Source organism: Glycomyces sp. NPDC050141 (genome assembly GCF_055586545.1).
The window spans coordinates 13,216-36,666 of sequence record NZ_JBVJHZ010000013.1 but is presented as its reverse complement, the minus strand read 5'-3'; the positions used below and the strand labels follow the sequence as shown (position 1 = coordinate 36,666).

Genomic DNA, 23,451 nt, shown 5'->3' with positions numbered 1-23,451 from the left:
AAATTTCCGTGCCTCGCCTCGGCTTCACGTCCGTTTCCCAAGGCCCGCAGGCAATCTCAGTCGAACCGCGACGAAGGACGGACGAGGAGGCGTCGAGAATCTGCCTATTGACAAAGTTTGATCGCTCAACTTAAGGTTTGGGCGCACAAGGAGATCGACCCCCCTCCAGCGGCGAACGCCGCGCCCTCACGGTATCCACCCTCACAAGGAGAACCGTGACAAGTTCAACCACCGTCCATAGAAGACGACTGCGCCTCGGCGCCATCGCCATCGCAGCGGTCACCGCTCTGACCGCGGGCCTGATCGGCGCCGCCAGCGCTCAAGCGGAAAAGCCGACCGCCCCGCCGGACCATGCAGTCACCGCCATGGAGCAGGTCGCGGCCATGCAGCCGGGCTGGAACGTCGGCAACACCCTCGACGCCTTCGGCGGCACCGGCGGTGAGACCGCCTGGGGCAACCCGCTGATCACCGAGGAACTCCTCCAGACCATCAAAGCCGAGGGCTACAACTCGATCCGCCTCCCGGTGGCCTGGGATTACGAGCACACCGGCCCGGCACCGGACTACACGATCTCCTCCGAGCGCATGGAGCGCGTCGCGCAGGTCGTCGACTGGGCGATCGCCAACGACCTCCAGGTGCTGGTCAACATCCACGACCAGATGTTCACCAAGGAGCTGCCGGACGACCGCGAGAACGTGCTGGCGAAGTTCAACGCGATGTGGGCCCAGATCGCCGAGCGGTTCAAGGACTACCCGTCCGAGCTGTCGTTCGAGAGCATCAACGAGCCGCAGTTCCCCACTGACACGGCCAACCAGGACGCCCACACCGCCACGCTCAACGTCAACTTCTACGAGACCGTCCGCGCCACCGGCGGCAAGAACGCCGACCGGCTCCTGGTGCTGCCGACCTGGGTGACCAACTCCGAGCAGCCGCACCTGGACGCGCTCAAGGCCACGATCGACGAGCTCGACGACGACATGATCGCAGCCACCGTCCACTTCTACGGGTTCTGGCCCTTCAGCGTCAACGTCGCCGGCGTCACCACCTACGACGAGGCGACCCAGCAGGACCTCGAGAACACCTTCCAGCGCGTGAACGACACCTTCGTCGACAACGGCGTCCCGGTCATCGTCGGAGAGTGGGGCGTCCTCGGCTACGACTACACGCGCTCCGGCGTCCCCCAGTCCCAGCAGTACGGCGAGCTCCTGAAGCTCTTCGAAGGCATCCTGTACCAGGCCCGGTACCAGCACCTGACGTTGATGCTGTGGGACGCAGGCTCGTACCTCAACCGCCACACGCTCGAATGGCGCGACCCGCACCTGCGCTCGTACCTGTCGTCCGGCCTGACGACGCGTTCGGGCACCGCTTCGTTCGACTCGATCTACCTCGAGAAGGCCGGGACCATCACCGACGAATCGCTCACGCTCAACCGCAACGGCCTCGACTTCGAGGGCCTGTGGCAGGGTGACACGGCACTGGCCGAGGGCGACGACTACACGGTCGAGGGCGACACGCTCACCCTCACGGCCTCTGCGCTCACCCGCCTCTCCGGCGACCGCGCGTACGGCGTGAACAGCACGATCGAGGCCCGCTTCTCGGACGGTGTGCCGTGGCAGATCCACGTCATCACCTACGGCACGCCGCAGATCTCCGACCTCACCGGGACCACGGACAGCGAACCTTGGTCCCAGTGGGAGGCCTGCAACTCCTCGTGCTTCGCGATCCCGACCGAGTTCAACGGCGACGAGCTTTCCACGATGGAGGCCAAGTACGCCGACGGCACCAACGCCGGGCCCCACGACTGGACCCCCTACAAGGAGTTCTGGGCGACCTACCGGCCCGACTACGATGCGGGCACGATCAGCCTCACCCCTGACTTCCTCAACGGGATCAGGGACGACGAGCCCGTCACCCTCACCTTCCACTTCTGGGGCGGCGGCACGATCGACTACACGGTCACCAAGACCGGCACGACCGTGACCGGTACCCGCGCCTAGAGGGCAAACAGCAAGGTGGCGTGGGTACTGGGGTACCCACGCCACCTTGCTGTCGGAGCTGCAGGTGTGCTGGCGATTCGGGATGCGCGTGTGCATCATGCGGCGGTGTACCAGGTCAGGAATCATGAGGGGATGAAACTGGCGGCCGGCGGCATCGGTGCAACCGCTCTTGGTTACTGCGCTGGGAAAGTCATGAACGATTGACGCGGACCGGGTCGGCGGAGTCCGTGCCGCTCAGGTCAGCGGACGAGTTGCCATTGCTGGTTGGTGCCGTTCCAGTCGCTGTACTGGACGACGCCTGCGCCGTCGTTGGTCGCGGCGTTCTGGACTTCGACCGCCTTGTTGCTGTTGCGGTTGATCAGGCGGATGTAGCCGCTGTCGGCGTCGGCTAGTCGGAACTGCTGGTTGGCGCCGCCGTGGTCGGTCCACTGGTGGATAGCGGCGCCGTCAGCCGTCGACCAGCCGGAGACGTCGAGCACCTTGCCTGAGTGCCGCGCTTTGATCTTGTAGTAGCCGTTGCCGGCGTCCACGAACTGGAACTGCTGGTTCTGGGTGTCCGTGCGGGTCCACTGGTGGAGCAGGGCTCCGTCGGCGGTGGACACACTGCTGACGTCCAGGGCCTTACCGCTGTTGCGGTTCACCAGCACATACCAGGCGGTGAGGTCCGGCCCCTTCAGCGTTCCGAGGCGGGCGAGCTCATAGCTGAGTGCTCGCTCGGGGGCGTCGATCTGGTTCTGCGTGCCGACCACCGCTGCCGCCACGGTTCGCGCTTCGGCGAGCGCGTCGAGCATCGCCGCCCACGCTTCGGCGGGATAGGCCCCTGAGTCCAGTGATTCGGCGTAGGCGATCGCCGCCTCCAGGTCGCGTTTGTCGAGCGGCTGGTTCTGCGATGTCAGTGTGTCGCTCAGCAGGAAGTGGTCGAAGTCGACGTGGCCGCCGGTCTGCTGGGTCGCGTAGTTGAACAGCGCGACCCTGTGTCCCATGAAGTGCAACGACCCGCCGAACTCGAGCGGTCCGACGGCGTTGCCGAGCTGGGTCCAATCGATCCCGTCCAGACTGAAATAGAAGGTCGTGAAGAGCTGCCCCTCGCTCCGGGTGAAGTCCAGATCCGCCTTGAGGTGCACCTCCGTGGCATCCCCGAGTTCCGCAGTGGCTCCAGGGAGGAAACGCTCGGTCGCCGCCTGGTCGACCGGCGCAGCGAAGGGCCGGCCGCGATGGACGACCCCCACCGTGTTCACCCCGTTCGCGCGCTGGACCGCGACATACGAGAAGTCTTGCCCGAATGCTGCGAGTCCGGCGACGTCGCCGTCGTTCATAGCTGAGAAATCGAGCTTGGTCTCGGCCGACTGCCGAGGTCCGAAGGAGCGCTGCGAGAGCGTGTTGCGCGCTTCTTCCAGCCAGGTGAGCTCGCCACCGGAGTCGCGGTGCGTGTACCCACCGGTCACGACCTTGCCGGCCGTCAACCGCAGCCACCCCTCGCGGTCGGTGAGGGACCAGTACCGGTTGTCGGGCGTGTGGTTCCACTCCCAGGCCAGATCGAGGTTCGACCCGTTCGGGGCGATCTCATCGGGATGCGGCAGCTCGACGGCGTCAGCCCTCCCAATGAGTGACACGTCGTCGACCTTGCAGTCCATGAGGTGCGTGTCGGGGTCGGTCGACGGATTGCTCACCCAGGGAGTCTCGATGAAGATGCGCACGTCGGAGAGCTCCTGGGACGCAGGAATCGTGAACGACCCGGACACCTTGCCCCAGGTCCCGCGGGCAACCTCCGTCTGGGGCGTGAGGTTGGCGAAGTTCGTGTTGGTGCCGCCGTACCGGGCGGTGATGAGGAACGGCTTGGTCGCCGGGCTTGCGGGGTTCTCGTATTTGACCCATGCCGAGACGTCGTAGGTGACGTTGTGCTGCACCTTGCCTGTGAGGTTCTGCGCCGGCCCCGATCCCGTGAGGTTCCGCCCGGTGACCGCGAGAGCCGTCGAGCCGCTGTGCGCGTCCGTCGTCGCCGAGAGCGTCGCGCCGTCGTTGGCGATCCAGCCCTCGGTGTTTCCGGACTCGACGCCGGGATTGCCGAAGAGCTCGACCCCGACCAGCGTCTCGTCGATGTCGGGCGGTGTCGGCAGCGTCCACTGCTCGTCCTGGAAGGCACGGTGCGGTGCATCGTTGTCGAAGTCGTCGGACACGACGATGCACTTGAGCCGTTCGAAGCGCTCCTGCTCCGGGGTGAGCCTGATCGGCTTCTCGAAGACGCCGTCGACCGGCACGACGCCGTTGTCACCGAAGGTCGGCCACCCGTCGCTCCAGGTCGCCGGGATCAGCGCCGGGATGCGACCGACCGGGTACGAGTCGCGGAAGAAGAAGCCGTACCAGTCGTCGTCGCCCGCGTCATTCGAGATGGGCACAAGACTGCCTTGCGCGAATCCGTTCGAAGCCAGCGCTCCATAGGACTCGTAGGCCACCGGGGTGTCCGCGAGCCGTCCGAGCAGTTCGGTCGAGCGGAACATGACGACCTGTCGACCGTTGCTGCGCCAGGTGATCATCACCACGTAGTAGTAGCCGTCGATGAACCACACCTGAGCGCCCTCGAAGATCCCGTCGCTGCCGACGTACGGCTCGCTCGAGTAGTCGCTGCGCCGGATGAAGTCCGGGAAATCCTGCTCGACCGCCGTCAGCGTCGGGTTCAGCCGAACCGCGCTGACGCCGCCGTAGATGACGTACGGCGTTCCGCCGTTGGCGTCGTCGAAGAAGAGCGATGGGTCGTGGAAGCCACGACCGAACGCCGTCTTCGTCCACGCTCCGTTCTCGATGTCGTCGGTGCGGTAGAGGAAGGCGCCGCCGAGGTTCAGCGAATTGATGAGCACGTAGAAGGTGCCTTCGTGGAAGCGGACCGACGACGCCCACTGCCCCTGCCCGTAGGAGTTCGAGCCGTTGCGCAAGGACGCGGCATCACTGATGTCGAGGCGGTCGAACGCGTAGCTCACGATCTCCCAGTTGACGAGGTCGTACGACTTCATGATCGGTGCGCCCGGGCTGAGATGCATCGTCGTGCTGACCATGTAGTAGATGTCGCGCCTCTCATCGTTCTGCGACGCGGGGACGCGCTCGACACTGACATCCGGCACGTCGGAGTTCAGCATGGGAACCGTGTAGGCGCCATCGCCGGTGTCCGTCGTCGTATACGACGAAGCGGGATTCCATGCTTCGGCGACCTGGGCGGCGCCCGTCGACGCGAACACTTGCTGGGCTTGGGCTGCGGTGGGCGGGTTGAGTGCGGTCGCGGCGGCGGCCCCGGCGAGCGCGCTGGCGCCGCCGATGAGCATCTGCCTGCGGCTCTTGGGGGTTTCCATCCAGGCCATGCTGCTCTCCTTAGTCGAGGTTCGCTTCCCCACCGGCCAGGGGGCGCCTCCGCTCAGGGGCAGCGGGAAGCACAGAACGGTTTCGTTGCATGAATTTCCCCTCCTCGAGCAGACGCAGCCGCCTGTTATCGATCACATGACGAAACCTAGCTCCGAAACATCTGATGATTTCTCCGGCGATTTGAACTATAGAGAGATCTCTATGTGCAGTCAACGGCTCGACGGAGGATTGTTGGCGACCGGTGCCTTCGGTGGTTCGTCGGCGACGTTTTCCCGTCGCCGCCAAGCTCCTGGCCGCTCGCCCTCCCCGACTGACCTCTGCCGACAGGACGCCCGCGTCGCGAACTCGCGCCGCTGGGGGGCAAGGGCGCGACACTCGACGCGGCAACTTAACGCTAGGTGCACCAACAAACCTTCGTCGAACCATTGACTACACATAGATATCTCTCTATAGTTCGAATCGCCGGGAAAATCATCAGATGTTTCCGGGTTGGATTGCGATATGTGAGCGATAACAGACGGTGTTGGCTGCTCACGAAAGGGAAATTCATGCAACGAGTCTGTTCTGAACTTCCCTCTGGCCGCGCCGCTTCGCGGTGCGCCCGTCTCCGGGTGAACCGTCCGTTTCTCAATCAAGGAGGATCATGTCCGCCCTTTCTCATTCCCGGTCGATCGCGCCGCCTCGGCGGCGTCGATGGTTGACGCGGCTCCTCGCCGCCGGCGTGACAGCGGTGCTGGCCGGTGCCGGTGTCGTCGCGGCCACCGGCCCGGCATCGGCCGCCACCGTCGACACCACCGCCTGGTACGTGCTGGTGAACCGCAACAGCGGCAAGGCCCTGGACGTCAGCAGTGTGTCCACCGCCGACGGAGCCCTGCTCCACCAGTGGACCCGCACGGACACCCAGAACCAGCAGTTCCAGTTCGTGGACGCCGGCAACGGCTACTACAAGATCAAAGCGCGGCACTCAGGCAAGGTGCTCGACGTCTCCGGCTGGTCGACCGACGACGGCGCCGCTATCCACCAGTGGACCGACCACGGCGGCGCCAACCAGCAGTTCCGACTAGCCGACGCCGACAACGGCTACATCCGCCTGATCAACCGCAACAGCAACAAGGCGGTCGAAGTCCAGAACGCCGCGACCAACGACGGCGCAGGCGTCGTCCAGTACAGCGACTGGAACGGCACCAACCAGCAGTGGCAACTCGTCCGCGTCGACGGCGGCAGCGGCGCCTGCACGCTCCCGTCGACGTACAACTGGACATCGACCGGCCCGCTGGCGCAACCGCAGAACGGACAGGTCGCGCTCAAGGACTTCACCGCGGTCCGCCACAACGGCCAGTACCTCGTCTACGGGACGACGCACGACGCCGGAGACGCCTGGAACTCGACGGTCTTCAGCCCGTTCACCAACTGGTCCGACATGGCCTCGGCGCGCCAGAACCCGGTGACGAGCTTCAACCCCGTCGCCCCGACGCTGATCTACTTCGCCCCGAAGAACATCTGGGTGCTCGCCTACCAGTGGGGCTGGCCGTACAAGTTCTCCTACCGCACGTCGACCAACCCCAGCGACCCCAACAGCTGGGGCCCGCACCAGGAGCTGTTCAACGGGGAGCTTCCCGTGGCCGCTCCCATCGACCAGACCCTCATCGCCGATGACCGGAACATGTACCTGTTCTTCGCCAACGACAACGGCCAGATCTACCGGTCCAGCATGCCGCTCGGGGAGTTCCCGAGCAGCTTCGGCACGGACTACGAGCTCGTCATGAGCGACACGAAGGAGAACTTGTTCGAAGCGGTCGAGGTCTACAAGGTCCAGGGCCAGAACCAGTACCTCATGATCGTCGAGGCCATGGGGAACAACGGCCGCTACTTCCGCTCGTTCACGGCCACCAGCCTCGACGGCACGTGGACGCCGCAGGCCGCCACCGAGTCCAACCCGTTCGCGGGCAAGGCCAACACCGGTGTCACCTGGACCGACGACATCAGCCACGGCGACCTGGTCCGCAACAACCCCGACCAGACCAAGACCATCGACCCCTGCAACCTGCAGTTCCTCTACCAGGGACGCGACCCCGGCTCTGACGGCATGGACTACGGACTCCTGCCGTATCGGCCGGGTCTGCTGACCCTGCAGCGCTAACGGCACGACGCAGGTCAGGCTCAGGTGTTCCTGAGGTACCCGGCGGGCTCGGTCCAAGGCCGAGCCCGCCCCCGACCCCTGCGGCCACCCGGAACGGCAACGATCCAACGAATTCCAGGAGCAAGAGATGCGCAGAAAAGCAAGGTGGCTCGGACCGATCGCGGCGCTCGGTTTCGTGCTGGCCATGATGGCGGCGCCGACGGGTTCCGCGAGCGCGGAGTCGAACGGCGGGGTCCGGGTCATGCCGCTGGGTGACTCCATCACCGAGGGCACCGCCACGCCGGGCGGATACCGGATCGGCCTGTGGCAGCGCCTCGCGGGCGGCGGGTACACCACGGACTTCGTCGGGTCGCAGTTCAACGGGCCGGGGAACCTCGGCGACCACGACCACGAGGGCCATCCCGGCTGGCGGATCGACCAGATCGACGCGAACATCGTCGGCTGGCTGAACACCTACCAGCCGAAGACCGTGCTGCTGCACATCGGCACCAACGACATCCTGCAGAACCACGACGTCGCCACCGCCCCGAACCGCCTGTCCGCACTGATCGACCGCATCACCGCGACGGCGCCGAACGCCGAGGTGTTCGTCGCGCAGATCACGCCGCTCGGGTGGCCCGAGGGCGACGCGGCGGTCAACAGCTTCAACGCGGCGATCCCCGGCATCGTGCAGGGCAAGGTGAACGCCGGTCAGAACGTGCACATGGTCGACATGCACAGCGCCATGACGGCCGCCGACCTGGACGACGGGGTCCACCCGACCGCCGCCGGATACGACAAGATGGCCGCGGTCTGGTACGACGCGCTGCGATCAGTGCCCGGCAGCATCGGCTCCGCGGGCGGCACCGAGATCGTTGGCGCCCAGTCCGGTCGCTGCCTCGAGGCCACCGGGGTCGGCACCGCCAACGGCACCGACGTCCAGCTATGGGACTGCTGGGGCGGCGCCAACCAGCGGTGGACCTACACCGCCGGCAAGCAGCTGATGCTGTACGGCAGCAAATGCCTGGACGCCGTCGGTCACGGCACGGCCAACGGCACCCGGGTGGTGATCTGGGACTGCAACGGACAAGCCAACCAGCAATGGAACGTCAACGCCAACGGCACCATCACCGGGGTGGAGTCCGGCCTGTGCCTGGACGCCTCGGGCTGGGGCACCGCCAACGGCACGAAGGTCACTCTCTGGACCTGCGGCAGCGGACAGGCCAACCAGCAATGGGCCAGACGGTAACCACGACGACGCCAGGTGCCGCAGGCAAAGTCGCCGTCCTCCTGGACTGAGGGGGATTGGCGAACAGCAGGGGCGGACTGAGCCGTCAGCCCGCCCCTGGGCGTCAAATGATGCGGAAGGTGGCGTCGGCGCGGCCGGTGGCGTCGGTGATCGGATCGATGCGCAGTACGTAGTTCACGTGGCGCACATGGCGGTCGGGGTAGTTGTAGGACTGGAGCGAGACCGCGGCGGGGTCGGCGAGGCCGGGGACGCGGCGGAAGGTGGCGTCGGCGGCGAAGGCGGCGCTGCCGTCGTTCGCTTCGAGCTTCAGCGCGAAGCCTTCGTGGCGCAGGTAGTAGCCGGGGAAGTTCAGCGACTCGAACGAGACGCAGTCGGCGGCGCGGTCGGCGAGCCCGGCGCCGAGGGTGAACCGGGCGTCGTCGGCGGGGTTGACGTTGGCGTCGATGCGGGCGACGAGGCCGCTGTGGCGGACGTAGCGGTCCGGGTAGTTGTACGACTGCAGCCGGTTCGAGGCGACGGGGACCCGGTCGCGCACATAGAGCAGCGTCCCGAAGCCGAGGGCGTCGAACCCGCCGGAGGTCGTGCCGTAGTCCCCGCCGCCGCCTTCGGGGCTGCCCTGGGCGGCGAACTGGGCCGACATCGGCAGCGCCATGCCGCGCCGCGACCAGTAGTGGTGGTAGACCATCTCCCACACCGGCCGGTAGGTGCCGCGGGCGGCGTAGCTGATGGCGGTCAGCTCGTTGTAGGCGCAGTTGTGCCCTGAGCCCCACGAGTAGTTGGTCCACGGGACGTCGTCGTGGCCGAGGTTGTAGCGGGCGACGTACTCGCAGGCCTTCGCGAAGGCGTTGTCGCGCGCCGACCAGAGGTCGATCCCCTGGTGCCAGGCCATTTCCATGAACGTCGCCATGAGGCCGAGGCCCATCACGGAGTGGGCCTGGTCGCGCCCCGATTCCTGCCATTGGGCGTACTCGTCGTAGACGAACGGGATCGCGTGCTGGATCGAGCCGTTGCCGATGCCGTTCCAGAAGTAGTCGATCGCCTGGTCGATGAGGGCGTCGTCGTCGCAGAGGATGCCGATGGCCAGGACTGAGCACATGACGCACAGGTCCCAGTTGGCCCAGTAGTGGGAGTCGCAGGTGCCCTGATGGTTGCGCAAGAAGTCGTCATTCATGACGTAGAAGACGTCCATGAGCATCTGCTGGAACCGGCCGAGGTCGAACCCGGGCGCGTCGCGGATGAGCTCGGCGGCGTTGGCCATCTGGTAGCCGTAGATCCCGGCGGCCAGTTGGGCGTCGGAGCTGCCGTTGATCTCGACCAGTGTGGACGACCAGGCGTTGGCGATGGTCACCGCGGTCTCGCGGTTGTCGGCGGTCCCGGCGATGCGCCAGCGCAGGCCGTTCTGGTAGCAGGCGTGTGCGTCGTTGTAGAGCAGCGGGTAGTTCTGGGTGCCGGTGCCGCCGCGGGTGATGGTCGCGGAGGGGCGGGGGACCCATCCGGCTTGGGAGTGGGGGTTGGCCGTGAGCTTGTTCCAGCCCGCCGTCCACGGCTGGGCGCCTGCGGCGAGTTTGGCGGCGATGTAGGCGAAGTCGGCCTGGTTGTGCAGCATCCCGGGATGGGTCGCGGCCGCGGCGTCGAGCTCCTGGCTTGCAGCCGTTGCGAGGCCGAGGCCGACGAGTCCGGCGGCGGTACCGCCTGTGAGTACAGCTCCCTTAAGGAGGTTTCTTCGTCCCACCCGGGTCGGGGCGGGAGTGGTGCTTGGGTTCGACATGGTGCTCCAATGCGCCATGCGGTGAGCGACGCCGGGGGAGGTCACCGCGAACTGTGTCAGTTGCGTGAGCGATCACGCAACAGGTTCACGATAACTTCATAGATGCAAAGATGTCAATGTGTTGGGGGAGATGCCGTGGTTGCGGGTCGGCGGTCTCGACCTTCCCACCTGTAAGGTCTCGGCTTCGCATCGCTTGAGGGCTGGTGCTGGTGCGTTTCGGCGCGGCGGTGTTAGAGTTTCCAATGCGTGAACGCTCACGCAGTCGTGACATGCAACTATAACATGCAGTGACGACTTGATAGCTGAGGGAGAATGAAGCGCAATGAAGCCTTCCGACGACATCCGGCTCTCACGCCGTCAGATCGGGCGCCTCGCGGCGGCCGCCCCTGCGGCCGCAATCGCCGGCACCGCGCTCACCGCCTGCTCGGGCGGCGAATCCGACCCGAACACCATCACGTTCCTGTCCTGGGACGGGGCCGTGACCATGGACCCGATCATCGCCGAGTTCGAAAAGGCGAACCCCGACTACACGGTCGAGGCCCAGTACCCCGGCGGCGGGGCGCCGTACATTCAGAAGCTCCAGACGCAGCTGGGCTCCAACAGCGCCCCTGACGTCGTCATCATCACCGCCGAGAACAAGAAGCAGCTCATCGACGCCGCGCTGGTGGCCGACCTCAGCAGCGAGGCATGGGCTTCGAACCTCGCCGACGCCGCGGTCGCGACCTACAGCCGCGACGGCAAGCTCTACGGCTCGGCCGTCTCCGCATGGGGCGGCGGCATCGCCGTCAACAACGAACTCCTCACCGCCGCAGGCGCCGCCGAGTTCCCGACCGACTGGGCCGGGTTCCTCGCATTGTGCGGTCAGATCGAAGACTCCGGCGTGCGCGCCCACATGGAAGCCGTCGACAGCGTCACGCCCACGCTCGCCGGACTGCTCGGCCAGCAGAACCTCGTCTACGGCGGCACCATGGACCAGCAGATCTTCGACGGCGACCTGACCTTCGAAGCGGCATGGGCCCCCGCAGTCGAGGCCTGGTTCCAACTCTTCGAAGCGGGCTACCTCGACGAGGCAGCGGCCGGTACCACCTACGACCAGGTGCTCCAGGAATTCCAGCAGGGCCGTGTCGCCATGATGCCGGCCGGGTCCTGGGGCCTGGCGGGCATCCTCGACGGCGCACCCGATCTCGACATCACGTTCAAAGCCGTCCCCGCCATCGCGGGCGAGCCCTACTGGTGCGGCGCGGTCTCCCCGGGCCTGGCGCTCAACGCGAAAGCGAAGCAGCCCGAGGCCGCGAAGCTGTTCATCGACTGGATGTCCACCAAGGCCGGCGTCGAGGTCTACCAGGAGGTCAACCAGAACATCACCACCACCAAGGACTTCGAGCCCGAGCTCCCGGCCGAGTTCGACGAACTCGCCCCGGCCGTCCGCGCCGACGAGTACTACCTGCCGTCGGCGAGCTGGCCCGAGTTCAGCGACGCGATGGCCACCGAGTCCACCGCGCTCGTCCAGCAGCTCGCGTCCGGCCAGATCGGCCCCCGCGACGTCGGCAAGGGCATGGACGCGAAGCTGGCCTCGCTCCGATGAGCGCCCGGCCCTCGCGCCGCAGGGCGCTGCGCCGGCAGAGTCTCGAGTCCTACCTGTTCCTGCTGCCGGTCATCGCGGTATTCATCGTGCTCTTCCTCGTGCCGCTCGGGCAGTCGTTCTACTACAGCCTCACCGACTTCAACGGCTACTCGACGGACGCGGCATTCGTCGGCCTCGACAACTACGCCACGATCTGGCAGGACTCCTCGATGCTCTCGGCGCTGGGGTTCACGCTCCTGTACGCCGTGACCACTACAGTGGCGATCACCGCGCTGGCGATCCCGCTCGCGATCACCCTGAACCAGAAGTTCTTCGGCCGCAACGCGGTCCGCTCGGTGTTCTTCTTCCCGTCGGTCCTGTCGATCGCGATCCTCGGCCTGATCTGGGGGTTCATCTTCGCGCCCTTGGGGTCCGGGGTCATCAACTCCGTGATCGGCTGGTTCGGCGCCGCACCGGTCCCGTGGCTGGCCGACCCCGTCCTGGCGAAGGTCAGCGTCATCGTGGTGGCCGTGTGGGCGGGAACCGGCTGGCACACGATCCTCTACCTCGCGTACCTCCAGGCGATCCCCTCGGACTTCTACGAGGCCGCCCGGATCGACGGGGCCTCGCGCTGGCAGCAGTTCCGGCACCTGACGCTGCCGCTCCTGACACCGGCGGTCACGGTGAGCCAGCTGCTGCTGCTCACCGGCGGGCTCAAGGTCTACGACCTGCCGTACACGCTCACCGGCGGCGGGCCCGGATTCGCGACCCGCACGCTCACGCAGTCGATCATCGAGAACGGCATCGCCCAGTCGGAGATCGGCAAGGCGTCGGCGCTGAGCGTGGTGTTCTTCCTGGCGGTCGGGCTCATCATCGTCGCCCAGCTCGCCCTCTCGCGCCGTCTGGAGGCCCGGTTCTCATGAGGAATCTGCGCAGCATCGTCTTGAGTGTCGTGATGCTCCCGATCGCCGCCCTCATGGCGATCCCCTTCTACTACCTCGTGGTCAACACGTTCAAGACCCAGCCGGAGAGCTCGGCGAGCCCGCTGGGGCTGCCTTCGAGTTTCAACGCGGACAACTACATCGAGGTGTTCCAGACCCTGCCGATCGGGCAGGCGTTCCTCAACACCGTGTACGTGACCGCCGCGTCGATCCTGCTCATGCTGCTGGTCGGCTCGATGGCCGCCTACGGGATGCTCATCGGCCGGGGCATGCTCACCACCGCGCTCGGCGTCCTGTTCGTCGTGGCGTTCCTGGTGCCGGGCCAGACCACGCTGATCCCGCTGTACCGCATGCTGACGCGGATGCAGCTGGTCGACACCCTGGAGGGCCTCGTCGTCCTCTACCTGTCGGGCGCGATCTTCTGCTACTTCCTCATCATCGGCTACATGCGGACGATCCCGTCCGAGCTGTTCGAGGCCGCGCGGATCGACGGGGCCGGCTCGCTGAAGATCTACTGGACGATCGTGCTGCCGCTGACCCGGCCGATCCTGGTCACCGTCGGCGTCTTCCAGGCCATGTGGGTGTGGAACGACTTCATCACCCCGAACGTCTTCATCAACTCCCCGGACAAGCAGACCCTGGTCCTCCAGGTCTACAGCGCGGTCGGCCAGTTCACGACCGACTGGCCCAAGTTCATGACGCTCAGCGTCATCGCCCTCGCGCCCATGGTGATCGTGTTCCTGTGCGCGCAGCGGTACATCGTCTCCGGCCTGGTCAGCGGCTCCGTCAAAGGCTGACCGGCCGCCCTCCTCAACGAAAGCGAAACACCCACCCATGTACAACGCCAGCCTCCGCCTCCATCCGGCCTTCGCCGTCGGCGGCGTCGACCACCGGCTCTTCGGCGGGTTCGTCGAGCACCTCGGCCGCCACATCTACGACGGCATCTTCGAACCGGGCCACCCGGAGTCCGGCCCGGACGGGTTCCGCCGCGACGTCGTCGACCTGGTCCGCGAGCTCGGCATCACCACCGTCCGGTACCCCGGCGGGAACTTCGTCTCCGCCTACGACTGGGAGGACGGGGTCGGCCCGGTCGAGCAGCGCCCCAGGCGACTCGAACCGGCCTGGCACTCGACCGAGACGAACGAGGTCGGCCTGCACGAGTTCGCCGACTGGCTCGACCTCGTCGGCGCCGAACTGATGCTCGCCTCCAACCTCGGCACCCGCGGCACCCGTGAAGCCTTGCAGCTCTTGGAGTACGCGAACATCCCCGGCGGCACCGCCCGCTCCGACCAGCGCCGCGCCAACGGGCGGGAGCACCCGTTCGACGTCCGGATGTGGTGCCTGGGCAACGAGATGGACGGCCCCTGGCAGATCGGAGCCAAGAGCGCCGAGGACTACGGCAAGCTCGCCGTCACCACCGCCCGCGCCATGCGCGCCCTCGACCGCGACCTCCAGCTCTCGGCCTGCGGGTCCTCCTGGCGCGGCATGCCGACCTTCGGTACCTGGGAGCGCACCGTCCTCGAGCACGCCTACGAGGAGATCGACTACATCTCCTGCCACTCCTACTACCACGAGTCCGACGGCGACGTCGAGAGCTTCCTCGCCTCGGGCGCGGACATGGACGACTACATCGAGGGCATCGTCCACACCATCGAGCACGTGCGCGCCGTCAAGGGCTCCAAGCGCCGGATCAACCTCTCGTTCGACGAGTGGAACATCTGGTACCAGCAGGCGGGCGAGGTCGACGCCATCGAAGGCTGGCCTGTCGCGCCCCGCCTCCTGGAGAACCAGTACTCGGTCACCGACGCCGTCGCACTCGGCGGGCTCCTCGTCTCGCTGCTCAAGCACGCCGACCGGGTCAAGGCCGCGAGCCTCGCGCAGCTGGTCAACGTGATCGCGCCGATCATGACCGAACCGGGCGGCCCGGCCTGGAAGCAGACGACGTTCCACCCCTTCGCGCTCACCGCGAGGACCGCCACCGGGACCGCGCTGCGCGGCGCCCTCGACGCCCCGGCCATCGCGACCGCGAAGTACGGCGAGGTCACCGCCGTCGACGCCGTCGCCACCATCGACGGCGACCGCGCCGCCGTCTTCGCCGTCAACCGCTCCGCGACCGAATCCGCGAGCTTCACCGTCGACATCGGCGCGCTCGGGCTCGACGGCGACGTGACCGCGCAGGGGATCTGGGACGAGGACCGCCACGCCAAGAACACCTTGGAGCAGCCCGACCGGGTCCGACTGCGCACCAACGAGACCGTCAAACGCGACGGCAGCACCGTCACCATCGACCTGCCGCCGGTCTCCTGGACCTGCATCACCATCGCCTGAGCTGAAGGAGCGAGCACATGACCGCGATTCCCAAGCCCCTGTTCCGCGACCCGATCCACGACGGCGCGGCCGACCCCACGGTCATCTGGAACCGCGCCGCCGGCGAGTGGTGGATGTTCTACACCAACCGGCGCGTGTGGGCCCCGCCGTTCGACGACGTCTCATGGGTCCACGGCACCGACATCGGCATCGCCTCCTCGAAGGACGGCGGGGCGACCTGGCTCTACCGGGGCACCGCCCAAGGGCTCGCGACCGGCTTCGGCCGCGACACCTACTGGGCGCCCGAGGTGATCGACGACGGCGAGACGTTCCACATGTACGTCAGCGTCATCGAAGGCGTGCCCAAGCAGTGGGTCGGCCACGACAAGCAGATCCGCCACTACACCAGCGACGACCTCGCCACCTGGCGATACGAGTCCACACTCGACTTGGACTCGCGCGACGTCATCGACGCCTGCGTCCTCCCGCTCCCCGCAGGCGGTTGGCGCATGTGGTTCAAGGACAGCGATCGCGGCGGCGCGCACACCTACACGGCCGACAGCCCCGACCTCTACCAGTGGACGCCGAGCGGACCGGGCGTGACGAACCAGCCGCACGAGGGCCCGAACGTGTTCCGGCTCGGCGGCTCATGGTGGATGCTCACCGACGAATGGTCCGGCCTGCGCGTGCACCAGTCCGGCGACCTGCGCGACTGGGCCCAGCAGGACCGCATCCTCGAAACCCCGGGAACGGGCGAGGACGACGGCGGCATCGGCCTGCACGCCGACGTGGTCGTCGTCGGCGACGACGCGTTCGTCTTCTACTTCACCCACCCCGAACGCGTGCCGGGCCAGCCGATCCGCGACGACCTCCACGGCCACCGGCGCACCTCCATCCAGGTCGCCCGCGCCCGCGTCGTCGACGGGCATCTGGTGTGCGACCGGGACGAGGCCCTGACCGGCCCGATCCTCCCCGTCGAAGGACCACGGCCCTGACCCGCACGCTCCCTGAATCCGTTCGGCGGCGCCCGCCTCCCCGGGGGCGCCGCCGGGCACACGCCTGCCCGGGCTCAGGCCGACTCGCGCCAGAGCACCGTCGGCACCGTGAACCGGGGCTTGAACGAATCCCGCTCACCGGACAGCGCCCGCTCCACCGCATCGGCGATGGTCTCGGTGAACGGCCCGCCGAGGATCGCCAGACTCGTCAGCGCCGGAGAAGTGGCCGCGCCCAAGGAGAGACCGTCGACCCCGACGATCCGCACGTCTCCGGGGACGCCCAGTCCCCGCTGCTGGGCGGCGCGCAGCGCACCCATCGCCATCAGGTCGGCGAACGCGATCACCGTGTCGGTCTCGGGGAACTGCTCCATCAGCTCGTGGAACCCGCGCTCGCCCGCCTCCACCGACTGCGCGGTCGCCTCGCACACCACCACCGCTGCCGCCGACGCGTCGTCGACCGCGGCCTCGTAGGCGATGCGCCTGCTGCTCGGGGCGTACACCGTCCCAGCCGGTTGGCTCTCAAGCAGACCGAAGCGGCGCGAACCGCGCTCGCGCAGCTCGGGTACGAGTGCCTTGAACGACGCCTGGAAGTCGAAGTCCACCGACCGCAGCCCCGGCGTCGAAGCGGTACGGCCCAAGACCACCAGCGGCGCACCCCGCGCGGCGGTGACCATCGCGGCCTCGTCGGCCTCGCTGAAATAGCCGACAACCGCGTCCACCTGGCTCGTGAGGCGACTGATCAAGGCGAGCTCGGGCTCGTTCTCGTGCGAGGAGATCGTCATCTGCCACCCCCGCGACGAAGCCGCGTCGAGCAGGTCGGCGGTCAGCTCCGAGTAATAGGGGTTGCGGAACGAGTCGACCACGAACGCCACGGTCGTCGTCTTGTCGTTGCGGGCCAGATTCGACGCGAAGCGGTCCGGACGGTAGCCCAGCCGCTCACTCGCCTCGAGGACGCGAGCGCGGGTCTCGGCGCTGATGCGCGGCTTCCCGTTCATCGCACGGCTCACCGTCTGCCGGGAGACCCCGGTCGCCTCCGCGATGTCCTCGATCGTCACACGTCGTTGCATGCCTCCCATTATCCCGGGAGACGCAGTTTCGACCAACTGTCCACCGACAATGCCAAGGAAGCCCTCGAATGAGCCAGCGATTCACCGTCACGATCGGCGACGCCGTCGCCGAAGCCGCCCCCGACCTGTGGGGCCTGTTCATCGAAGACCTCAACGACGCCCTCGACGGCGGCCTCAACGCCGAGCAGGTGCGCAACGGCGACTTCGAGTTCGACGCCTCCGAACGCGAGGGCTTCCACCCGCTCACCGGATGGGACACCGCCGGAGCCGTCGAAGTGCGCGCCGACGAGCCGCTGCACCCCAACAACGCCCACTACGCGCGCCTCACCGGTCCCGCCTCGATCGCCAACAGCGGCTGGGACGGGATCGGCGCCACCGCGGGACAGCGCCTCCGGCTCACCCTGTTCGCCCGCACCGACGGCGACCCCACCAGCCTGCAGATCACCATCGCCGACGGATGCGCGCGGGGCCGCCTCCCCGTCGCCCCCGGCGGCTGGCACCGCGCCGAAATCGACCTCGACGTCACGGCCGACGGCCGCGGCGACCTCCGCATCACCGTCCCCGACGGCGCCACCGTCGACATCGACGCCGTCTCGATCCGCCCCCTCGACGAACACGGCGAACCGCTCAACTTCCGCCCCGACCTCCTCCAAGCGCTCAAAGACCTCCACCCGAGCTTCATCCGCTTCCCCGGCGGCTGCCTCGCCCACGGGTTCGGCCTCGACAACGTCTACCACTGGAAAGACACGATCGGCCCCCGCCACGAACGCGTCCAGGCCCGCAACATCTGGCACTACCACCAGTCCCGCCAGATCGGCTACCTCGAATACTTCCAGCTCTGCGAAGCCACCGGCGCGACCGCGATCCCCATTGTCGCCGCCGGGGTCTGCTGCCAGAACTCGCCCGGCGGCCAGCACGCCATCCCCGAATCCGAAATGGACGACTACATCCAGGACGTCCTCGACCTCGTCGAGTTCGCCAACGGCGGCACCGGCACCAAGTGGGGCGCCAAACGCGCCGCCCTCGGACACCCCGAGCCCTTCGGACTCCGCTACCTCGGCATCGGCAACGAAGACGAGATCACCGACCAGTTCCGCGACCGCTACGCCCGCATCGAAGACGCCCTCCGCAAAGCCCACCCCGAGGTCACCCCCATCGGCACCGCCGGTCCCGCCCCGCACGGCGACGACTACGAAGCCGGATGGGCCTTCGCCCGCGAGCGCGCGATCCCGATGATCGACGAGCACGGCTACTGCAACCCCCGCTGGTACCACCAGAACACCGACCGCTGGGACGCCTACGACCCCAACGGCCCCAAGGTGTACCTGGGCGAATACGCCGCATGGTCGAGCAAGGTCCGGTCGGCGCTGGCCGAGGCCGCGTACATGATCGCGATGGAGCGCCGCCCCGAGGTGGTCCGCCTGGCCTCCTATGCGCCCCTGCTCGCCCGGGTCGGCCACACGCAGTGGACGCCGGACCTGATCTACTTCACCGCCGACGAGGTCCGGCCCAGCGCGTCCTACTACGTGCAGCAGGCGTTCGGCGCTGAGCGCGGCGAGCGGGTCCACGCCGTCGAGCTCGACGGCGTCGAGGGGCTGGCCGTGACGGTGCCGACCGCGGGCACGGCGCTGTTGAAGTCGCCGCGCGCCGATGTCGCGTTCACCGACATCGTCCTGGACGGGAACCGGCTGCCCGATGCGCGGACCGCCCCTGGCAGCGACGGCGCGCATCTGGGCGGCATCGACCCGACCAACGCCGAACTGGAGTTCACCGCACTCAAGAGCGACGGCGATGACGGCTTCGAGATCCGCCTCGGCCCGGAGTCGCCGCAGAGCTGGCTGTCGGTGAACTTCGGCATGTGGCAGAACAAGTTCACCGTCGTCAACCGCAACGACGACGACATCGACGGCAGCGACCACGGCCCCGTTCCCTGGAAGGGCCTGCATCCCGATGAACCGGTGCGGGTGCGGGTCCGCCTCGACGGGGCCCGCGTCCGCGTCTGGGCCGACGGCGAACTGCGCCACGACTACGAGCAGGACCTCCGGCCCGAGCAGCGCGTCGCCGCCGGGGTCCTCTCCCGGACCGGTGAGCACGGGACCGAGTACGTGGTGCGCCTGGTCAACGCCGAGGACACGGCGAAGACCGCGCACCTGGCCATCCGCGGGCCGGTCTCCGGCGCGGTGCGCCTCCTGGCAGGCGCCGGACCTGACGACGGCGAATGCTTCGAGACGTCCCCCGTCGCACCGCTCGACCTGAGCGTCAAGGGCGACGACGGGCTCGACGTCGAACTGCCGCCGTGGTCGTTCGCCACCGCGGTGGTCCGCCCGGAACGGTAGGGCACGCGAACGGAATGGGCCCTGCGATCCGCAGGGCCCCTTCGCTATGCAGTCCGTACTCAGCCTTTGACGGCGCCGGTGAGGACTCCGGAGGTGAAGAAGCGCTGGAGGAACGGGTAGACGATGAGGATGGGGACGGTGGCGAGGACGATGACCGCCATCTGCAGCGTCACGCCGGGCGGGGGAGGAGCGTCGCCGGAAAGGGTCGCCCCCGGGATCTGGACCCCTGCCAGGACGTACTGCTGGAGCACGACTTGGATGGGCCACTTCTCGGCGTCGTTGATGTACAGCAGCGCGTTGAAGTAGGTGTTCCAGTACCCGACCGCGTAGAACAGGCCCATCACGGCGAGTACTGGTTTCGACAGCGGCAGGACGATCCGGAGGAAGATCCGCCATTCGCCTGCTCCGTCGATTCGGGCTGCTTCGATCAACTCCTCTGGGAGGCTTTGGAAGAAGTTCCTGATGACGATCATGTTGAAGGCCGAGATGAGGCCGGGGATGATCAGCGACCAGGTGGAGTCCAGGAGCCCGAGGTATTTGATCAGCATGAAGTTCGGGATGATCCCGGCCGAGAAGAACATGGTCGCCAGGACCATGACGAGCACGATCTTGGCGCCGGGGACTTGGCGGGTGCGTGCCAGGCCCCAGGCGAGCATCGAGGTCGCGGCGAGGGAGAGCAGCGTCCCGACGACGGTGATGAAGAGCGAGTTCATGAGGCCTTGGGTGACGGTGCCGCCGTTGAAGATCGCGCGGTAGGCGTCCAGGGAGAACTCGGTCGGGAAGATGACTCCGGCGCGGGCTTGGGACGGTGCCGCGAAGCTCATCGCGATCACGTACACGAGCGGGTAGATCATGGTGGTCACGATCAGGGCGATCACGACGGCCTTGACGGCCCGGACCCCCAAGGAGGGCGGGCTCAACCAGGGGGCACCGTGGCGGCGCTGCTGTGCGAGTGCGCTCATTAGAAGATCCCTTCTCCGCCTAGGCGTTTGGCGATGCGGTTGGCCGACAGGACCAGGATCGTGCCGATGACGCCCTTGAGCAGGCCCGCGGCGGTCGCGACGCCCCATTGGCCGCCGAGGACGCCTCTGAAGTAGACGAACGTGTCGAGCACTTCCGCCGCTTGGGCCCCGACCATGGGCTGTTGGAGGAGCAGTTGCTCGAAGCCGACGGTGAGGATCGAGCCGATGTTGAGGATGAGCAGCAGCGTCGCGACGGGGACAAGTGCCGGGAGCGTGATGTGCCAGGTGCGCTGCCAGCCGGTCGCGCCGTCCATCGCGGCCGCCTCATAACGGTCCGAGGGAATGCCTGCGATGGCTGCGAAGAAGATGATGGTGCCCCAGCCGCAGTCCTTCCAGATCGCCTGGGCGACGACGAGGAGTTTGAAGGTGTCGGCGTTCGTCATCGCGTCGAACCCAGACATCCCCCAGGCGTCGAGGATCCCCGCGACGAGCCCGCCGCCGCCGAGGACCTGCTGCCACACCGAGATCACGATGACCCAGGACAGGAAGTACGGCAGGTAGACCGCGGTCTGCACCATGCGTTTCGCGCGGTCTGAGATGAGCGAGTTCAGCAGTAGTGCGAGGGCGATCGGTGCCGGAAAGGCGAAGACCAGTTGCAGCACCGCGATGATGAGCGTGTTGCGCAGGGCCATGAGCACTTCAGGGTCCGCGGTGATCGCAGTGAAGTTCGCGAGGCCCACCCAAGAGGAGCCCTCGATGCCGCGGAACGGCGTGTACTCCTGGAAGGCGACGACGTTGCCGAGCATCGGCACGTAGGCGAACACCAGGAAGAACAGCGCCCCGGGGACGATGAACGTGTAGGACCAGCGTTCACGCCAGATGCGGTGCCGCAGCGTGGTCTTGCGCTTGGGCGCGGGTGGCCCCGGGGCCCGCTCGGTGCGGGTCCCGGGGTTGTCGGTGACGCTCACGCTCACTTGCCGGCGTCCTTGAGGGCCTGGGTGTACTCGTCCTTGACCTGCGTGCCGCCCTGCGACATGTAGTTGGAGACGATCGATTCGAGGTCGTCGACGCTCTCGCGGCCGGTGACGACACCGCGCTCGAAGTCGTCCCACAGTGTCTGGAGCTGGGCGCCCTTGGCGATGAACGTGTCGGAGGACCCTTCGAGCCCTTCGAGCGGCCGCACGACCGAGTTCTGCGCCATGGACTCCATGACCTGCGAGAACGATTCTGCCCACGGCGCCTGGTTCGGGTGGCCGCGGTACGAGTTGTCGCCGGAGACGACGCCCACGTACTGCACGCCGAGCTCGGTGACGTTCTCGCCGGTCGAGACCGGGATGCCGAACTGGTCCAGGTTGTAGTGCCGCCCTTCGATCCCCGAGCTGACGAACAGGTACTCCTCGGAGCCGAACGGGGCCGAGAAGTAGTCGAGGACGTCGAGGATGCGGTGCAGCTGCTCCTCGTCCTCGGCGGCCTTGGCGGACACGCACGTCGACCGCCCGTAGGGGATGTTGCGGACGGCGAGCTGCTGCGATCCGTCGAAGCCGGGCATGTCGAAGAAGTCGAACGTCGCGCCCGCCAGGTCCCGCTCCCGCAGGACGAAGCCGTCCGGGGACGCGAACGTCGTCGAGACCGCGTCCCAGGTGAGCGCGGCACCCGAGACGATGTCGGCCGGGTTGGTGGTCATCGCGACCGGGTCGAAGACGCCTTCCGCCCAAGCCCGCGCGAGCCATTCGAGCATCGCCCTGTAGTTCTCGGTCGAAGAGGCGTGCACGAGCTCGCCGGCATCATTGAGCTGCCAGTCGGGTCCGACCTTGAACAGGCGCCGCCACATGACCGGCTCGTACTTGCTGATGCCGTACACCTTCTGACCGCCAGGTCCGGTGCCGAGTGCCGACACCTCCTTGAGGACGGTCAGCAGCTCGTCGGCGTCCTTCGGTGCGCGGCCGATCGAGGTCTGGTCGACCAGGTCGGTGCGCATCGTCGGCAGGTTCGTGAGGGCCCAGACGATCGAGGGGATCTGGTAGATGCGGCCGTCCTTGAGGCTGGCCTGCCAGATCTCCTCTTGACGTGCGGCGAGGTTGGGCCATTTGAGGATGTTGTCGCCCGAGAACACCTCGGAGAGGTCGGCGAACGCGCCGTCCCGGATGCCCTGCAGGTTCACCGCGGACTGGTCGTTGACGAACACCAGGTCGGGCACTTCACCGGAGGCGAGCATCGTCGCGAACTTCTGGTCGAAGACCGGCTGCGGCACGAACTGCGGCTCGAAACTCACGCCGAGACGCTCGTTGAGCTCCTGCCAATAGGGGTTGTCTTCAAGCGGAGTCGAGGGGTCGCCCCACGTGAGCTGGAAGCTCGTGACCTTGCCGCCGGACGCGGGCTCGCGCTCGACGGACTTGAACCACGACTTCGGGAACTCGGTGTAGACCTTCTCCATTCCCGGTGTCTCGCTGGCGAAGTACGGCTGGACGTCGAGTTCGGGGGCGGGTTGGAACGTCGGGAGTTCAAAGTCGCCGCCGGTGGTGCCACCGGTGTTCTCCGAGCAGGCGGCGGTGGTGCCGAGGGCCGCTGTCGCGGCCGCCGCACCGGCGGTGCCGAGGAGTCTGCGGCGTGAGAGTTCGGCCATGAGGGGCCTCCTTAAATCATCGTTGACAAGTGCAGGCGCGGGGCCTTCGCGAGCGTGTCGCCAAGGGGTCATTAGATATCGGTTTCTAAATTAAGAGTCGAATCGTCGAATGTCGAGCCCTCAATACCAGTGCATCGCGGATCGCCGCTCCTACCTGTGTCATTGAATCGAT

Annotated in this window: 14 protein-coding genes and 2 pseudogenes; 9 read left to right on the top strand and 7 right to left on the bottom strand. The window is 67.2% G+C overall.

Annotated features, from left to right (window positions below):
* Positions 1-215 precede the first annotated feature (215 nt).
* The gene (locus tag ACZ60M_RS10435) at positions 216-1,997 is read left to right on the top strand and encodes a cellulase family glycosylhydrolase (RefSeq protein WP_465416761.1); all 1,782 of its coding nucleotides are present in this window, start codon (positions 216-218) and stop codon (positions 1,995-1,997) included.
* A gap of 242 nt (positions 1,998-2,239) precedes the next feature.
* On the opposite strand, the pseudogene ACZ60M_RS10430 reads toward ACZ60M_RS10435, so the two are convergent.
* Both ACZ60M_RS10430 and ACZ60M_RS10425 read right to left on the bottom strand, forming a co-directional pair.
* Positions 2,240-2,788, bottom strand: a pseudogene (locus tag ACZ60M_RS10430) (RICIN domain-containing protein); the annotation flags it as partial.
* Positions 2,789-2,920: 132 nt separating this feature from the next.
* Positions 2,921-5,128 (bottom strand): annotated as a pseudogene (locus ACZ60M_RS10425) (beta-xylosidase family glycoside hydrolase); the annotation flags it as partial.
* Between the two features lie 863 nt (positions 5,129-5,991).
* On the opposite strand from ACZ60M_RS10425, the gene ACZ60M_RS10420 reads away from it, so the two are divergent.
* On the top strand, positions 5,992-7,488 hold the full coding sequence (locus tag ACZ60M_RS10420) for a non-reducing end alpha-L-arabinofuranosidase family hydrolase (RefSeq protein ID WP_465416759.1): 1,497 nt from the start codon (positions 5,992-5,994) through the stop codon (positions 7,486-7,488).
* A 127-nt stretch (positions 7,489-7,615) separates the two neighbouring features.
* Positions 7,616-8,716, top strand: a complete 1,101-nt coding sequence (locus ACZ60M_RS10415) for a ricin-type beta-trefoil lectin domain protein (RefSeq protein WP_465416757.1) — start codon at positions 7,616-7,618, stop codon at positions 8,714-8,716.
* A 103-nt stretch (positions 8,717-8,819) separates the two neighbouring features.
* On the opposite strand, the gene ACZ60M_RS10410 is transcribed toward ACZ60M_RS10415, so the two are convergent.
* On the bottom strand, positions 8,820-10,484 hold the full coding sequence (locus ACZ60M_RS10410) for an AbfB domain-containing protein (RefSeq protein WP_465416755.1): 1,665 nt from the start codon (positions 10,482-10,484) through the stop codon (positions 8,820-8,822).
* Positions 10,485-10,806: 322 nt separating this feature from the next.
* Between ACZ60M_RS10410 and ACZ60M_RS10405 the strand changes: the two genes are divergently transcribed.
* Genes ACZ60M_RS10405 through ACZ60M_RS10385 form a run of 5 tightly spaced genes read left to right on the top strand, consistent with a single transcriptional unit; the run spans position 10,807 to position 16,291 of the window.
* The gene (locus ACZ60M_RS10405) at positions 10,807-12,069 is read left to right on the top strand and encodes an ABC transporter substrate-binding protein (RefSeq protein WP_465416753.1); all 1,263 of its coding nucleotides are present in this window, start codon (positions 10,807-10,809) and stop codon (positions 12,067-12,069) included.
* Positions 12,066-12,971 (top strand): carbohydrate ABC transporter permease, encoded by a 906-nt coding sequence (locus ACZ60M_RS10400; RefSeq protein WP_465416751.1) that lies wholly within the window; start codon positions 12,066-12,068, stop codon positions 12,969-12,971. Before ACZ60M_RS10405 ends, ACZ60M_RS10400 begins: the two co-directional genes overlap by 4 nt.
* Positions 12,968-13,786 carry a carbohydrate ABC transporter permease gene (locus tag ACZ60M_RS10395; protein WP_465416747.1) on the top strand — a complete coding sequence of 273 codons (819 nt, stop codon included), beginning with the start codon at positions 12,968-12,970 and terminating at the stop codon, positions 13,784-13,786. Before ACZ60M_RS10400 ends, ACZ60M_RS10395 begins: the two co-directional genes overlap by 4 nt.
* 37 nt (positions 13,787-13,823) lie before the next feature.
* Complete coding sequence (arfA, locus tag ACZ60M_RS10390; protein ID WP_465416745.1) at positions 13,824-15,317, top strand: arabinosylfuranosidase ArfA; 1,494 nt, start codon at positions 13,824-13,826, stop codon at positions 15,315-15,317.
* A gap of 17 nt (positions 15,318-15,334) precedes the next feature.
* Positions 15,335-16,291, top strand: coding sequence for a glycosyl hydrolase (locus ACZ60M_RS10385; RefSeq protein WP_465416743.1), 957 nt, complete (start codon positions 15,335-15,337; stop codon positions 16,289-16,291).
* A gap of 74 nt (positions 16,292-16,365) precedes the next feature.
* Here ACZ60M_RS10385 and ACZ60M_RS10380 read toward each other — a convergent pair whose 3' ends face one another.
* Positions 16,366-17,358, bottom strand: coding sequence for a LacI family DNA-binding transcriptional regulator (locus tag ACZ60M_RS10380; RefSeq protein ID WP_465416742.1), 993 nt, complete (start codon positions 17,356-17,358; stop codon positions 16,366-16,368).
* A gap of 68 nt (positions 17,359-17,426) precedes the next feature.
* Between ACZ60M_RS10380 and ACZ60M_RS10375 the strand changes: the two genes are divergently transcribed.
* Positions 17,427-19,694: an alpha-L-arabinofuranosidase C-terminal domain-containing protein gene (locus tag ACZ60M_RS10375; protein ID WP_465416740.1), complete on the top strand. Its 2,268-nt coding sequence runs from the start codon at positions 17,427-17,429 to the stop codon at positions 19,692-19,694.
* Positions 19,695-19,753: 59 nt separating this feature from the next.
* On the opposite strand, the gene ACZ60M_RS10370 is transcribed toward ACZ60M_RS10375, so the two are convergent.
* From ACZ60M_RS10370 to ACZ60M_RS10360, 3 genes are read right to left on the bottom strand one after another with little or no spacing between them, the layout of a single operon-like run.
* Complete coding sequence (locus ACZ60M_RS10370; protein ID WP_465416738.1) at positions 19,754-20,656, bottom strand: carbohydrate ABC transporter permease; 903 nt, start codon at positions 20,654-20,656, stop codon at positions 19,754-19,756.
* Positions 20,656-21,630 (bottom strand): ABC transporter permease, encoded by a 975-nt coding sequence (locus ACZ60M_RS10365; protein WP_465416736.1) that lies wholly within the window; start codon positions 21,628-21,630, stop codon positions 20,656-20,658. The genes ACZ60M_RS10370 and ACZ60M_RS10365 overlap by 1 nt, the downstream gene beginning before the upstream one ends.
* Positions 21,627-23,279, bottom strand: a complete 1,653-nt coding sequence (locus ACZ60M_RS10360; RefSeq protein WP_465416734.1) for an extracellular solute-binding protein — start codon at positions 23,277-23,279, stop codon at positions 21,627-21,629. The genes ACZ60M_RS10365 and ACZ60M_RS10360 overlap by 4 nt, the downstream gene beginning before the upstream one ends.
* Positions 23,280-23,451 lie beyond the last annotated feature (172 nt).